This window comes from Methylobacterium sp. 092160098-2 (assembly GCF_028920805.1).
Classification (GTDB): domain Bacteria; phylum Pseudomonadota; class Alphaproteobacteria; order Rhizobiales; family Beijerinckiaceae; genus Methylobacterium; species Methylobacterium fujisawaense.
In genome coordinates this window covers 1-13,991 of record NZ_JAQPZJ010000008.1, presented here as the reverse complement: position 1 = coordinate 13,991, position 13,991 = coordinate 1, and the positions used below count along the sequence as shown (strand labels likewise).

General features: G+C 71.1%; 12 protein-coding genes. 5 read left to right on the top strand and 7 right to left on the bottom strand.

The genetic code is table 11. From position 1 onward, the window contains the following. Positions 1-114 precede the first annotated feature (114 nt). A complete protein-coding gene (gene mutS, locus PQI07_RS37075; protein ID WP_043356527.1) occupies positions 115-2,832 on the top strand; it encodes a DNA mismatch repair protein MutS in 2,718 nt (905 codons plus the stop codon). 37 nt (positions 2,833-2,869) lie between these two features. Here the strand turns inward: mutS and PQI07_RS37070 are convergent, their stop codons facing one another. Continuing rightward, positions 2,870-3,298: a response regulator gene (locus tag PQI07_RS37070; RefSeq protein WP_043356529.1), complete on the bottom strand. Its 429-nt coding sequence runs from the start codon at positions 3,296-3,298 to the stop codon at positions 2,870-2,872. 57 nt (positions 3,299-3,355) lie between these two features. Next, complete coding sequence (locus tag PQI07_RS37065; protein ID WP_274929358.1) at positions 3,356-4,402, bottom strand: histidine kinase dimerization/phosphoacceptor domain -containing protein; 1,047 nt, start codon at positions 4,400-4,402, stop codon at positions 3,356-3,358. A 234-nt stretch (positions 4,403-4,636) separates the two neighbouring features. On the opposite strand from PQI07_RS37065, the gene PQI07_RS37060 reads away from it, so the two are divergent. From PQI07_RS37060 to PQI07_RS37050, 3 genes are all read left to right on the top strand, one after another. Next, complete coding sequence (locus tag PQI07_RS37060; protein WP_043383348.1) at positions 4,637-6,025, top strand: AmpG family muropeptide MFS transporter; 1,389 nt, start codon at positions 4,637-4,639, stop codon at positions 6,023-6,025. Between the two features lie 25 nt (positions 6,026-6,050). Further along, the gene (locus PQI07_RS37055) at positions 6,051-6,989 is read left to right on the top strand and encodes an EcsC family protein (RefSeq protein WP_043383350.1); all 939 of its coding nucleotides are present in this window, start codon (positions 6,051-6,053) and stop codon (positions 6,987-6,989) included. An 82-nt stretch (positions 6,990-7,071) separates the two neighbouring features. Beyond that, positions 7,072-7,731, top strand: coding sequence for an MgtC/SapB family protein (locus PQI07_RS37050; protein ID WP_111474219.1), 660 nt, complete (start codon positions 7,072-7,074; stop codon positions 7,729-7,731). 93 nt (positions 7,732-7,824) lie between these two features. Here PQI07_RS37050 and ilvA read toward each other — a convergent pair whose 3' ends face one another. From ilvA to PQI07_RS37025, 5 genes are all read right to left on the bottom strand, one after another. Continuing rightward, positions 7,825-9,417: a threonine ammonia-lyase, biosynthetic gene (gene ilvA / locus PQI07_RS37045; RefSeq protein ID WP_075379635.1), complete on the bottom strand. Its 1,593-nt coding sequence runs from the start codon at positions 9,415-9,417 to the stop codon at positions 7,825-7,827. A 24-nt stretch (positions 9,418-9,441) separates the two neighbouring features. Beyond that, the gene (locus PQI07_RS37040) at positions 9,442-9,789 is read right to left on the bottom strand and encodes a diacylglycerol kinase (RefSeq protein WP_043356538.1); all 348 of its coding nucleotides are present in this window, start codon (positions 9,787-9,789) and stop codon (positions 9,442-9,444) included. Beyond that, positions 9,786-10,844: an AbrB family transcriptional regulator gene (locus PQI07_RS37035; RefSeq protein ID WP_053609984.1), complete on the bottom strand. Its 1,059-nt coding sequence runs from the start codon at positions 10,842-10,844 to the stop codon at positions 9,786-9,788. The genes PQI07_RS37040 and PQI07_RS37035 overlap by 4 nt, the downstream gene beginning before the upstream one ends. Before the next feature lie 110 nt (positions 10,845-10,954). Continuing rightward, on the bottom strand, positions 10,955-12,445 hold the full coding sequence (locus PQI07_RS37030; protein ID WP_274929357.1) for an argininosuccinate lyase: 1,491 nt from the start codon (positions 12,443-12,445) through the stop codon (positions 10,955-10,957). A gap of 93 nt (positions 12,446-12,538) precedes the next feature. Next, positions 12,539-13,474: a LysR substrate-binding domain-containing protein gene (locus PQI07_RS37025; protein ID WP_274929356.1), complete on the bottom strand. Its 936-nt coding sequence runs from the start codon at positions 13,472-13,474 to the stop codon at positions 12,539-12,541. A 133-nt stretch (positions 13,475-13,607) separates the two neighbouring features. On the opposite strand from PQI07_RS37025, the gene PQI07_RS37020 reads away from it, so the two are divergent. Next, positions 13,608-13,991, top strand: a 384-nt coding sequence (locus PQI07_RS37020) for a catalase (protein WP_274929355.1), incomplete at its 3' end; no start/stop codon positions are given.

Sequence of the window (13,991 nt, the reverse complement as noted above, 5' to 3'; positions counted from 1 at the left end):
GGACCCGCGCTGCGTGCGTCGGATCCGGGCGCCATCCACCGGCGATACGCCTTCTCCCCAGCTGCGTCGGCTTGAGCGGCCTGATTCGCCGTCGACGCTCTGCTAAGAGGCGGCATGGCCCGAACCGCCGTCCGCCCCGCCGCCGATACGACGCCCACGCCCGGTCTGGACCCGGCCGGCGCCACGCCGATGATGGCGCAATACATCGAGATCAAGGCTGCGAATCCGGACTGTCTCCTGTTCTACAGGATGGGCGACTTCTACGAGCTGTTCTTCGAGGATGCGGAGATCGCGTCCCGGGCGCTCGGCATCGTCCTGACGAAGCGCGGCAAGCACGCGGGCAGCGAGATCCCGATGTGCGGCGTGCCGGTCGACCGGTCCGACGACTATCTGAATCGCCTCATCGCCCTCGGTCACCGGGTGGCGGTCTGTGAGCAGACCGAGGATCCGGCCGAGGCCAAGAAGCGTGGGCCGAAATCCGTGGTCCGCCGCGAGGTCGTGCGGCTCGTCACCCCCGGCACGATCACCGAGGATCGGCTCCTCGACCCGGCCCGGGCGAACCTGCTCCTGGCGATCGGCCGCCGGAAGACCGGTGAGGGTGCCGTCGCCTACGGCCTCGCCGCGGTGGACATCTCCACCGGCCGCTTCTCCTTGAGCGAGGTCGCGGGCGGCGACCTGTCCGGTGCCATTGCCCGGCACGACCCGCGGGAGATCGTCCTGTCGGAGGCGATCCACGCCGATCCGGCCCTCGCGCGGATCTGGCAGGAGAGCCGCGCCGCGATCGTGCCCCTGGCCCAGGCCGAGCTTGAGCCCGCGGCCGCCGAGCGGCGCCTGCGCGAGCAGTACGGGGTCTCGACCCTGGAGGGGTTCGGCCAATTCACCCGGGCCGAGATCGCGGCGGCCGGGGCCGCGCTGCTCTACATCGGCCGCACGCAGCTCGCCGCGCGACCACCGCTCACGGTTCCGACCCGCGAGGATGGCGGCGCGACCCTGGCGATCGATGCGGCGACGCGCGCCAATCTCGAACTCACCCGCACCCTGTCGGGCGAGCGGACGGGAAGCCTGCTCGCCACGATCGACCGGACCGTGACGGCAAATGGTGCCCGGCTGCTGGCCGAGCACTTGGCCGGCCCGCTCACCCATCTCGACGCCATTACCCGGCGGCACGCGGCGGTGGCCCATCTGGTCGAGGACGGCCGCCTGCGCGGCAGCCTGCGCGACGCCCTTGCGCGGGCCCCCGACCTCGCCCGGGCGCTGTCGCGAACCGGCCTCGGCCGTGCGGGACCGCGCGACCTCGCGGCCATCCGCGACGGCCTCGCCGTGGCGGCGGATCTCGGCGCCCGACTCGCTGCGATTCCCGACCTCCCGGAGGATCTCGCCCGGCTGGCCGAGCATTTGGCGGAGGCCAACCCGGACCTCATCGCCACCCTGGCGGCGGCGCTGGCCGACGATCTGCCGCTGAGCCGGCGCGACGGCGGCTTCGTGCGGGCGGGGTATCATCCGGAGATCGACGAGGCGCGGACCCTGGGTCAGGATTCCCGCAAGGTGATCGCCGCCTTGCAGGCACGCTACGCCGAGCAGACCGGCTGCCGCACCCTGCGGATCAAGCACAACAACCTCCTGGGCTTTTTCATCGAGGTTCCGCAATCCGTCGGCGAGGCCTGCCTGAAGGGTCTCCAGAGCGAGTTCGTCCACCGCCAGACCATGGTGGACGCCATGCGCTTCACCAGCGTCGAACTGGGCGAACTCGAGTCGAAGATCTCGGGCGCCTCCGACCGGGCGCTCGCCCTGGAAGCGGCCGTCTTCGACGACCTCGCGGCCCGCGTCTTGGCTCAGGCCGAGGCCATCGCCGAGGTGGCCGAGGCCCTCGCGGGTCTCGATGTGGCGGCGAGCCACGCCGAACTCGCCGTCGAACTCGACTGGCGCCGGCCCGTCGTCGATGAGTCCTTGAGCTTCGTCGTGGTCGGCGGGCGCCATCCGGTGGTCGAGGCGGCTCTGCGCCGGGCGGGCGAGCCGTTCATCGCCAATGATTGCGACCTGTCGGGCGATACCCGCGGCCGGATCCGCCTGATCACCGGCCCGAACATGGGCGGCAAATCGACCTTCCTGCGCCAGAACGCGCTGATCGCCGTGCTCGCCCAGATGGGCGCCTTCGTGCCGGCTGCGGAGGCGCGCATCGGCCGGGTCGACCGGCTGTTCTCCCGGGTCGGCGCCGCGGACGACCTCGCCCGTGGCCAGTCGACGTTCATGGTCGAGATGGTCGAGACCGCCGCGATCCTGAATCAGGCGACCCGGCGCTCCCTGGTGATCCTGGACGAGATCGGCCGCGGCACCGCGACCTTCGACGGCCTGTCGATCGCCTGGGCGTGCCTGGAGCATCTCCACGAGGTGAATGCCTGTCGGGCGCTCTTCGCGACGCATTTCCACGAGTTGACCGCCCTCGGTGACCGGCTGGCGCGGCTGGACAATGCGACCCTGAAGGTGGCCGAGCATCGGGACGGCGTCGTGTTTCTGCACGAGGTCGTGCCCGGCGTCGCCGAGCGCAGCTACGGCCTGCAGGTGGCGCGGCTCGCAGGTCTGCCGGGCAGCGTCGTGACCCGGGCCGGGGCGATCCTCAAGAGTCTCGAGAAGGCCGAGATGGGCCGCCCCGCGCGCGCGCGGATCGACGACCTGCCGCTCTTTGCCGCCCTGGCGCCACCACCGCCGCCGGAGCCGCCGCAGGAGGACCCGCTGGGCGCGCTCCTCGACGCCATCGACCCCGACGCCCTGACGCCGCGGGAAGCGCTGGATGCGCTCTACCGGTTGAAGCGCGAGCGAGCGACGCGAAGCTGAGACGGCGAAGCCCCGTAGCGACGCGCCTCGACGCGCGTCAGACGGGCGCGGGCGAGAACCCGTCCGGACAGGCCGGCCCGTGGCGACCGGCCCGGCGATCGGCCACGTAGTCGAGGGTGCTGGCCACGACGCGCTCGGAATAGGGTTTCGCGATCACGCCGATCGCCCCGGCGAAATCCGCCGGAATGCGCTTGGCGTTGGCGGTCATGAACACCACCGTGGTGCGTCGGTCGGCCGAGAGCGCCCTGGCGACGTCGATTCCGGTCGGACCGTCGACGAGGTGGATGTCCACGAGCGCAACGTCGGGCGCGGTGGAGCGGCCCATGGCGATCGCCTCGGTGGCGTTGCCGGCGACACCGACCGTGACATGCCCGAGATCGTCCAGCAGGCATTCCAGCTCGAGGGCGATCAGGGCCTCGTCCTCCACCACGAGGATGCGGAGCGCGGCGGCGTTCCCGGTCCCCATGCGTTCATCGTCCTCCGGCCCCGTGGCCGCCGAGCTTGAAGCCTGCACGTCGATTTCTCAAGCCGGCTGCTGGAGCGGGATATCGATGTCGACGGTCGTGCCCGGACCGGCATCCGCCCAGGCGATGGTCCCGCGCATCTGCCGGACCACCATCTCCACCAGATTTCGCCCGAAGCCGGCCGGATTCGGAGCCGCCGCGGCGACACCGACGCCGTCGTCGCGAATCGTCATATGCATCCCTCTCTCGGTGCGGCGGGCGACGATCGACACGCGTCCCTCCCGCTCGCCCGGGAAGGCGTGGCGCAGGGCGTTTGCCGTGAGTTCGTGGATCATCAGGGCCAGGGGCGCCGCCATCGCGGCAGCTACGGCGATCGACTCGACGTCGGCCTCGACCCGGCGCCGCTCCGGATCCAGGCCGGCATTCATGTCGGCCAGGAACTCGGCCGCGAAGTCGCCGAGGTTGAAATGCGTGCAGTCGCCCTCGGAATACAGCATCCGATGGGCTGTCGAGAGCGCGCCGATCCGCTCGGCCATGCCCTGGAGCGCGTCCCGCGCCTCGCCCTCGGGCGTTCGCCGGGCCTTCAGCAGCATCAGCGAGGAAATCACCTGAAGATTGTTCTTAACCCGGTGATCAACCTCGTGCAGCAGGGCCGTCTTCTGCTCAAGGGCGGTGGTCAGATCCTGGGTCCGCGCGTTGACGAGGCGCTCCAGCTCGTCGTTGGTGCCGCGCATCGACACTTCCATCTGGTGGACATAGGTCATGTCCGCCTGGGCGGCATAGAAGAAGGCGAGACCCTCGGCGTCGTTCACCGGCGTGATGGTCATCGCGTTCCAGAAGGTCGTCCCGTCCTTCCGGTAGTTGAGCAGCTCGACGGAGATCGGCTCCGCGGCCTGTACGGCCGAGCGGATCCGCTCGACCGTGAAACGGTCGGTGGCCGGACCCTGCAGCATCCGGCAGTTGCGCCCGACGATCTCGTCAGCGGTGTAGCCTGTCACCTGCAGGAATGCGTCGTTCGCCCAGGCGATCGGGTTGTCCGGAGCGCGGGCATCGGTGATCACCATGGGCGACGGGCTGCGCGCGAACGCGTCGACGAGCTTCGCCAACGGCGGAGCGGACTCGGATCGGAGACTCAACGCATCATTCCACGACTGGGCGGCGTGCCCGTTCGTCCGGCGGCGCCTCCAACACGCCGCGATCCGTGGGACGTGGACACCGCGTTAAGCAAGCTTCTACCAAGATTGAGGCGCAACACATCACGATCCAGCGAAAACCGGTGCGGCGTAAGGCTGCCACGATTTCGCGAGATCAAGGCCACGAAGGCTCAGGAGTTCCATGCCATGGCGAACCAGCCACAGGCGATGCGTCGCTTCCGGCTCCGCGACATCGTCGAGGACCGGCGGATCGTGCTCATGCTGGCTCTCGGATTCTCCTCGGGCCTGCCGCTGCTCCTGGTCCTCGGCACCTTCACGCTCCGCCTCGCCTTCTCGGACATCGACGTGCGGGCGATCGGCCTGTTCAGCTACGTGGCGCTGCCTTACTCGCTGAAGTTCCTCTGGGCGCCCGCGATCGACAGGCTGAACGTTCCGGTGCTGAGTGCCCGCCTCGGGCGCCGCCGGGCCTGGATGGTGACCACGCAGGCCGCGGTCGCCCTGTGCCTGACCCTGATGGCCTTCTCGGATCCGAAGACCAACCTCGCGCTCCTGGGACTCGGGGCCTTCCTGGTGGCCTTCTGCGCGGCGAGCCAGGATGTGGTGATCGACGGCTGGCGCATCGACGCCGCCGGCAGCGACTTCCAGGGTATCCTGGCGGCGACCTCGAACCTCGGTTACCGCCTCGGCCTGATCACCGCCGGCGCGGGCGCGCTGTTCATCGCCTCGGCGGGGGGCTGGACGCTGGCCTACCTGATCATGGCGGCGCTCATGCTGGTCGGGATGATCGCCGCCCTGCTGGCCCCGGCCTTCGACAGGCCTCGCACGGTTCAGGCGGAGACGCCCGGCCGCTCCCGGTTCTGGTCGATGCGCCGCGCCGTGCTGGAGCCGCTCACCGAGCTGCACGGCCGGTTCGGCGGCGCGCTCTGGGGCATCCTCCTGCTCGTGGCCTTGTTCCGGCTCCCCGATTTCCTGTCCGGCGTGATGGCGAGCCCGCTCTACCGGACGCTGGGCTTCGACCTGAAGGAGATCGCCACCGTCACCAAGCTCTACGGCATCTGGGTCGGCATCGCGGGCGGGTTCGCGGGCGGATGGGCCCTGGCCCGGCTCGGCCTGTTCCCCACGCTGCTGCTGGGCGCCTTCCTGGCCGCGTCCTCGCACCTCGCCTTCGCGTGGCTGGCGGCCGGCGCGCCCGAGATCTGGCGCCTGACGGTCGCCATCTCGATCGAGAATTTCTGCGGCTCCTTCGCCGGCATCGTGCTCATCGCCTACATGTCGAGCCTCACCAGCCCGGCCTACGCGGCGACGCAGTACGCGCTGTTCTCCTCGCTCTACGCGCTGCCGGGCAAGCTGATCGCGGGCTCGTCGGGTTTCGTGGTCGCGGCGATCGGCTATCCGGCCTTCTTCGTCATGACCTCCCTCGTGGGTATCCCGGTCCTGGTGCTCTGCGTCGCGGTCGGGCGCAGGACCGGGCAGGCGGAGGCCGCGGCGGCACCGGCGCGGGATGCGCAGGAGGCGGGGAACCGCATCCCGGGGCCCGAGCTTCCTACCACGGCGCGCGCGCCAGGGGCGGCGTGAGCACGACAGATCCAGGGATTCACGGATGAGCACGAGCGACCTCACCTTAGCCGGCGAGACGCTGCCGGCGGCGACTCCAGAAAAGACGCTGAGCGACGCGGACCTCGCCGCCCTGCGCCGCGCCGTGCAGGTGCTGGAGCGTCCGAGCCTCGCGGGGCGGCTCTCCGCGGCGGCCGGCGCGCCCCTCGACATCATCGGCCGATCGCTGCCGGCTCCGGTCACCGAAGCCGTCAGCCGCAGCACCGAGGCGGCCATGCGGGGGGCGCTGCGCGTCGCCCTGGCGACGCTGCCGCGCCGGGAACTCGTTCCGGCCGAAGGGGAGGGCCTCGGTTCCGTCGCCGCCAAGGCCGAGAGCCGGTTCGCGCAGCTCCTCGGCTCGGGCGACGCCAAGCACAAGGCGATGGCGGCACTGTCCGGCGCGGTCGGAGGCGCGTTCGGCCTCGCGACGCTGGCCGTCGAGCTTCCGGTCTCGACCACGCTGATGCTGCGCTCCATCGCCGAGATCGCCCGGGAGGAGGGCGAGGATCTCGAGACCCCCGAGGGGGCGCTCGCCTGCGTCCAGGTCTTCGCCCTCGGCGGCCGGGCCACGGCCGAGACCGAGGCGGGCGCGGCGCTCACCGAGAGCGGCTACTTCGCCGTCCGCGCGGCCCTGGCCAAGACGCTGTCGGAGGCGGCCCGCTATGCCGGCAGCAAAACGCTCCTCGACCAGTCGGCCCCGGCGCTGATCCGCTTCACCGCACAGATCGCCGCGCGCTTCGGTCTGGTCGTGTCCCAGAAGGTCGCCGCGCAGGCGGTGCCGATCCTCGGCGCCTTCGGCGGGGCGGCGGTCAACACGGCCTTCATGAACCATTTCCAGTCGGCCGCCCGCGCGCATTTCACGGTGCGGCGCCTGGAGCGGTCCTACGGGGCCGCCACGGTGCGGGCCGCTTACGAAGTCGAGAAGGCGGCCCTCGGGATCGCTTGATCCGCCCACGGCAAAGCCGCAAGGATCCGCGCCATCCGCACGGGGCGGAGAAACGGAGGCGGCTCTGATCGGCAACGGCGAGATGGTGGCCCGGCTGGCGCTGGCGGCCCTGTTCGGCAGCGTGATCGGCCTGGAGCGCGAGCGCCTGCTCTGGGCCGCAGGCCTGCGGACCCACATGCTGGTCTGTGTCGGCTCCTGCCTGATCATGCTGGTCTCGGCCTTCGGATTCGCCGACGTGCTGGGCACCGCCCACGTGGTGCTCGACCCCTCCCGAATAGCCGCGCAGGTGGTCTCCGGCATCGGCTTCCTCGGAGCGGGGACGATCCTGCTGCGCGGCGAGGTGGTGAAGGGTCTCACCACGGCGGCCAGTCTCTGGGGGGTGGCCGCGATCGGGCTGGCGATCGGCAGCGGCCTCTACGTGCCGGCCCTGGCCGCGACGGCACTCATCGTCGGCATCCTGGCGGGTGTGAAGCCCTTCGAGCAGCGCTGGCGCGACCGGATGCGCGCCCAGACCCTCCGGCTGACCGCCCGAAAAGGCGCGATGTCGCTCGACACCGTGCAGGCGGCGACGGGCGAGCGGGCCTCACGGGTCCGGACCTTCACGGTCCATCCGGGTCCTGATTCGGACCACGAGGAGGTGACGATCACGTTCGTGCGTCTGTCCCGGACGAGCTTCGAGGCCATCGCGGCAAAGCTTCGGGCGATGCCCGATGTCGCGTCGGTGGAGGTGGCCGAGGAATGACCGTGCCCGACTCTGCCCCTCGATCATGAGAACAGCGAGGTGGCTCGAAGGCGCGCGACGAGAGCCCCCAGGGACAGCCTGGGCTGAGGGGGCTCAGGCCGCCCCGGCGCCCTCGCCGTCGAGGAACAGGCGGTAGGCCGGGTTCTCGGTCTCGTCGGTTGCCGGGTAACCGAGGGCGTCGATGGCGGCGTCGAACCGGGCGCGCTCGGGCGGCGGCACCGCGATCCCGGCGAGCACCCGGCCGTAATCGGCGCCGTGGTTGCGGTAGTGGAACAGCGTGATGTCGAAATCCGGCCCGAGGGCGTCGAGGAACTTCATCAGCGCACCCGGCCGCTCCGGGAACTGGAAGCGGAACAGCCGCTCGTGCGCGACCCCGACGGCACGGCCGCCGACCATGTAGCGGACATGGACCTTGGCCATCTCGTTGTCGCTCATGTCGAGGACGCGATAGCCGGCCTCGCGCAGCGAAGCGATCAGCGCCTGCTTCTCGCGCTTGCCGCCGCTGACGTTGATGCCGACGAAGATCTGCGCCTCCGAGCCCGGCGCATGGCGGTAGTTGAATTCCGTGATCGCCCGCGGTCCGAGGGCGTTGATGAAGGCGCGGTAGGCGCCGGGGCGCTCGGGGATCGTCACGCCGATCAGGACCTCGCGCTGCTCGCCGATCTCGGCGCGCTCGGCGATGTGGCGCAGGCGGTCGAAATTCAGGTTCGCCCCCGAGGAGATGGCGATCAGCGTGCCGTCACCGCCCTCGCGCTCGGCATACAGCTTGGCGCCGGCGAGGCTCAGCGCCCCGGAGGGCTCCGACACCGCGCGGGTGTCGTCGAAGATGTCCTTGATCGCCGCGCACATGGCGTCGGTATCGACGGTGATGACCTCGTCGAGATGCGCGCGGCAGAGCCGGAAGGTCTCCTCGCCGGCCTGACGCACGGCGACGCCGTCGGCGAACAGGCCGACACTGGGCAGGCTGACCCGCGTATCGGCCGCCAGTGCCGCGGCCATGCAGGCGGCGTCCTCCGGCTCGACACCGATCACCTTGGTGCCCGGCCGCAGATACTTCACGAAGGTGGCGACGCCGGCAGCGAGCCCGCCGCCGCCCACCGGCACGAAGATCGCCTCGATCGCGCCGGTATGCTGCTCCAGGATCTCCTTGCCGATGGTGCCCTGGCCGGCGATCACGTCGGGATCGTCGAAGGGGTGCAGGAAGGTCAGGCCCTGCTCGGCCTCGAGGGTCTTGGCCTGCGCGAGCGCCTCGTCGAAGGCGTCGCCGTGCAGAACGACCTCGGCCCCCCGGGCCCGGCAGGCATCGACCTTGATCGACGGGGTGGTGCGCGGCATCACGATCACGGCGCGCGCCCCGAGCTTGGCGGCGGCCAGCGCCACGCCCTGCGCGTGGTTGCCCGCCGAGGCGCAGACGACGCCGCGGGCGATCTGGTCCGGACTGAGGCCGGACATCTTGTTGTAGGCGCCGCGCAGCTTGAACGAGAAGACCGGCTGGAGATCCTCGCGCTTCAGCAGGACCGGCCGCCCGAGCCGCTGCGTCAGCCGGGGCATCGGGTCGAGTGGGCTCTCGATCGCCACGTCGTAGACGCGGGCGGTGAGGATCTTGCGGATGTAGTCCGTCACGGTGTGGAGTCTCGGCCGATGCGCGGGGCTGTGCCGGCCAGATAGACCCTCCGGCCCGCGGATGCGAGCGCGCCCACGCGCGGCAGGTCAGCCCAGCCGCTCGACCAGCGCCGCCACCCACACGAGCAGCGCCGCCATCTGGGCCATGAAGGTGCCGGCGGAGGCGAGGTCCTTCACCGTACCGATCATCGGGTGATGCCCCGGATGGACGTGGTCGCAGAGCTTCTCGACGGCGGTGTTGAGGAATTCGGCGGCCAGCATCAGCAGCAGGCTGACCATCAGGGCGACCCGCACCCAGAGTGTCGCGCCGAGGAACAGGGCGACCGGCACGCCGAGAGCCAGGAGCAGGAGTTCCTGCCGCACGGCCCGCTCGGTGCGCGCGCCGTGGCGCAGGCCGCGCCAGGAATTCAGAAAGGCGAGAACCAGGGCGTTCATCGGATGGCGGTCTCCGGCACGGACCGGCTGATCCACTTGGCGAGCAGCGGACCGGTGAGCAGCACCACGAACAGGCGCAGGGTCTGGACCGCCAGCACGAAAGAGACGTCCGCCTTCGAGCCGACAGCGATGATCGCCACCGAATCGAGGCCGCCGGGACTTGTGGCGAGGACTGCGGTGAGCAGGTCGATGGGCAGCAGCAGCGTCAGCCCCCAGCCCCAGGCCGCGCAAAGGGCGATGACCGAGAAGGTCGCCGCCAGGATGCCGGGCAGGGCGGTGAATGTCAGGCGCAGCGTCTCCCGGGTGAAGCGCAGGCCGACATAGATGCCGATGCAGGCATAGGCGAGTTCGAGGAGGGGCACCGGCAGCGCCATGCGCACGAGCCCGGTGGCGTGGAGGAGGCTGCCGAGCACCATCGGGCCGACCTGCGCGCCGGCCGGCACCCGCAGGGCGAGCGCCGCGCCCGCGCCCACGATGGCGACGGCCAGCGTCGCGAAGACGGAGAGCGGCCCGGTCACCTCGGCGACGCCAGCCGAGGCCCCGGGAACCGGCGTCTCCATCAGGAAGCGGGCGGCCAGCGAGGCCGAGAACACCACGGCCGCGACGCGCACGTATTGCATGAAGGCCACGAGGCGCGGATCGGCACCGAAATCCTCGGCCATGGCGACCATGGCGGAGGCGCCGCCGGGGGACGATCCCCAAGCCGCGGTGGTCCCGGGCAGCACGCGCAGGCGGGTCAGGATCCAGCCGACCAAGCCGCTGACCGCGACGGTGACCAGCACGACCGCGACGATGAGCGGCCCGTCCTCCACCAGGGTCTGGGCGATCTGCCCGGTGACCGCATGCGCCACGAGGCAGCCGATCGCCGCCTGGGAGGCCTGGAAGGCGGCCCGGGGTACGCGGAGGCGCGAACCGCCGACCCCGAACGCGATGGCCGCGATCATCGGCCCGAGCAGCAACGCGGCCGGGAACTGCGCCTGCATCAGGCCGTATGAGACGGCCGCGGACGCGGCGGCGAGGGCGGCCCAGAGGCCGAGGATGCGGAGAGGGAGCAAGGCGACCGATCGGGAGAGGCCCGCTTCAGACGGCAGGCGTCAGGCGCGCGCTATAGCGCAATATTGGCCCTGTCACGGCAGAGTTTCGACACGGCCGCCCCGCGCAATCGTCAGGGCTCGTGGGTCAGGGCGGCGAAGGCGGTGTCGAGGCGTGCCCGGGCGTCGGCCAGGCCCTTGCGGCGGTCATCGCGCCATGCCCGATCGGCCTCAAGCCGCTCACGGGCGCGGGCCAGCATGCGCCGGACCTCCGCGGGCTGCGGGCCGCCGAGGCCCGCAGCCGCGTCGATCATGCCCCGGGCCGACAAGGCCGCCCGGAAGCGCGCCTCGTCGAGGGGCAGGTCCGGCTTCAGGCCCGTCCCGGCGGCGGCCTCGGCGTAGATCCGCCGCACCTCCGCGAACGGGAGATCGGCGGGCCGCAGATCGTGGCTGCGGCCGTAGCTCACCAGCTCGGAGGCGAAGTGGTGGCCGAGCCGGAACGGCACGTCCGCCTCGCGCTGAAGCGTGTCGGCGAGTTCCGTGGTGGTCGAATAGTCGGCGGCGACCTCGTCGGCGGCCCGCGCCCGGTCCACGACCAGCCCGTCGAGCACGCGGGTCCAGCGCCGGCACATCTCGGCGGCCTCGGCGAGCGTCCGGCCCGGCGGCTCGGCCTGGTTGCGCTTGTAGTCCGGCATCCCGGAATCGACGTTGTGCGCCATGATGACGAAGGCCTGCGCGGCCCCGACCACGTCGCTCGCCTTCATGCGCAGGCCGTAGAGGGCGACGGGATTGCGCTTCTGCGGCATGATGCTGCTCGGCCCGGTCAGCGCCCCCTCCCGCAGCAGGATCCACGGCCGGGTCTGATGATACTGGGCGTAGAGGTCCTGCGCGAAGCTGCCGGCCGTGGTGGCGAGTGTCGCGGAAAGCCCGGTCAATTCCAGGCCCATATCCATCGGCGCGAGCTGACCGGCATCGTAGCTGTTCTCCACGGGCGCATCGAACCCGAGCAGCTCGGCCAGGCGCTTGCGGTCCACCGGGAAGCTCGACGTCCCGAGGGCGGCCGCGCCGAGGGGTGACAGGTTGAGCCGCGCCCAGGCCTCGCGGAGGCGCTGCGCATCGCGGGCGAGCACGGCCGCGTAGCCGAGATAGAGGTGGCCGAGCGTCGTCGGCTGGGCTTGCACGCCGTTTGTATAGGCCGGAATGATCGTGTCGGCCTCGCGGTCGGCTACGGCCAGCAGGGCCCCACGGGTCTCGTCCAGGGCCTGGGCAAGGGCGAGGAGGCGGTCGCGCTGCTCCAGCTTCAGCACCGTCGGGATGATGTCCTGGCGGCTGCGCCCCGAATGCATCCGGGTCGCCTCCGGGCCAGCAATGGCGGTGATCAGCGGCTCGATCCGGAGATAGTCGTCCGGCCGTTCCGCGCTGGGCTTGGCGGCGTCGGCGGCGACCTGATCGAGCGCGCGGGCGATGGTCGCGGCCAGGGGGCGCGGGACGATACCGGTCTCGGCTGTCATCACCAGGGAGGCCCGGTTGATCTGATCGATCCGGGCGAAGCTGTCCGTCGGCGCGGCGTGGGCGCCGATGGGGGCGAGCAGCGCCAGAATTGCCCCGATCATCCTGCGCCGCATCGGCCCGTTCCCCATGCCCTGATCAGTCCTGATAGACGCGCCAAGCGCGACCGTCTTCATCACCGCGGGGCCAGGTGCCCGCGACACCGCCGCTCACGCCACCGCGTCGTCGCCCCGGCAGGCCGCGGTTCCGGGCGGCGCGTGCGCCCGGAAGAAGGCGGCGAGGTTCGCCAGTCCCGCGGCGCGGGGATCGCTCGCCCGCCAGACCAGCGCGATGGTCCGGCCGGGACCGTCGACATCGAAGGCCCGGGTGACCGTCAGGCCGCTGGGATCGGGGCTGGCGGGCACCGCGAGGGCCGGAAGCAGCGTGTAGCCGGCGCCGGCGGCCACCATCGAGCGAAGCGTCTCCAGGCTGGTGGCATGGCGGCCGACCGACGAGCCGGCGCCGCAGGCCGCGATCGTCTGGTCGCGCAGACAGTTGCCCTCATCGAGCAGCAGCAGGTCCGGCCCTGCGATCTCGGTCGCCGAGAGCGCGCCGCCCCGGGCCAGGGCGTGCTCGGCCGGGCAGGCGAGCCAGAACGGCTCGACGAACAGCGGCGAGACCGCGAGACCGTTGGAGGGCAGCGGAAGCGAGACCAGGGCCGCGTCGATGCGGCCGTCGCGCAGGCCCTCGACGATGTCGGCGGTCCGCGATTCCGACAGAGAGAGCGTCAGCAGCGGGTACTGCTCGCGCAGCGGCCGCAGCACCAGCGGGAAGAAATAGGGGCCGAGCGTCTGGATCGCCGCCAGGATGAGGCGCCCGGTGAGCGGCGAGCCGCGGCCCTCCCTGGCGAGGGCCAGAAGCCGCTGTGCCTCCGCCAGGACGACGCGCGCCTGCCGGATGATGGCTTGGCCCGCTTCGGTCAGCAGGATCCGCCGGTTCGACCGCTCGAACAAAGTCAGGCCGAGCGCGGTTTCCAGCTTGCGGACCTGCACGCTCAGCGTCGGCTGGCTGACATTGCAGCGTTCGGCGGCCCGGCCGAAATGCCCTTCGTCGGCCACAGCGACGACATATTCGAGATCCCGGAGGGAGAGGCCAGCCAGATTCATAGGCTGTATCTATCAGAACCTTTGTGACGATGCATTTGCCTCGGGGTCATGCCGGGGTCATAACCTTTTTCCAGAACGGTTCCAGGCTGGCCTCGGCCTCCGAGAGCCTTCGCTGAACGGAGAGACGATACGCATGAGCGATCAACGCCCGATCCTGACCACCCGCCAGGGCCATCCGGTCCGGGACAACCAGAGCACCCGGACGGTCGGTGAGCGCGGCCCGGCGACGCTCGAGAACTACCAGTTCATCGAGAAGATCACGCACTTCGACCGCGAGCGTATCCCCGAGCGCGTCGTCCACGCCCGCGGCGCCGGCGCCCACGGCTGGTTTGAGGCCTACGGCAAGATCGGCGACGAGCCGGCCTCCAAGTACACCCGCGCCCGCGTGCTCACCGAGACCGGCGTGAAGACGCCGATGTTCGTGCGCTTCTCCACCGTCGCCGGCGCCAAGGAGAGCCCGGAGACCGAGCGCGACCCGCGCGGCTTCGCGGTGAAGTTCAAGACCGTCGACGGCAAC

Excerpts from the sequence above, each read along its gene's own strand:
- PQI07_RS37040 (WP_043356538.1), bottom strand. The coding sequence starts at position 9,789 with ATGAACGCCCTGGTTCTCGCCTTTCTGAATTCCTGGCGCGGCCTGCGC.
- PQI07_RS37060 (WP_043383348.1), top strand. The coding sequence starts at position 4,637 with ATGGCGAACCAGCCACAGGCGATGCGTCGCTTCCGGCTCCGCGACATC.
- PQI07_RS37050 (WP_111474219.1), top strand. The coding sequence starts at position 7,072 with ATGGTGGCCCGGCTGGCGCTGGCGGCCCTGTTCGGCAGCGTGATCGGC.
- PQI07_RS37070 (WP_043356529.1), bottom strand. The coding sequence starts at position 3,298 with ATGGGGACCGGGAACGCCGCCGCGCTCCGCATCCTCGTGGTGGAGGAC.
- PQI07_RS37025 (WP_274929356.1), bottom strand. The coding sequence starts at position 13,474 with ATGAATCTGGCTGGCCTCTCCCTCCGGGATCTCGAATATGTCGTCGCT.
- mutS (WP_043356527.1), top strand. The coding sequence starts at position 115 with ATGGCCCGAACCGCCGTCCGCCCCGCCGCCGATACGACGCCCACGCCC.
- PQI07_RS37055 (WP_043383350.1), top strand. The coding sequence starts at position 6,051 with ATGAGCACGAGCGACCTCACCTTAGCCGGCGAGACGCTGCCGGCGGCG.
- PQI07_RS37030 (WP_274929357.1), bottom strand. The coding sequence starts at position 12,445 with ATGCGGCGCAGGATGATCGGGGCAATTCTGGCGCTGCTCGCCCCCATC.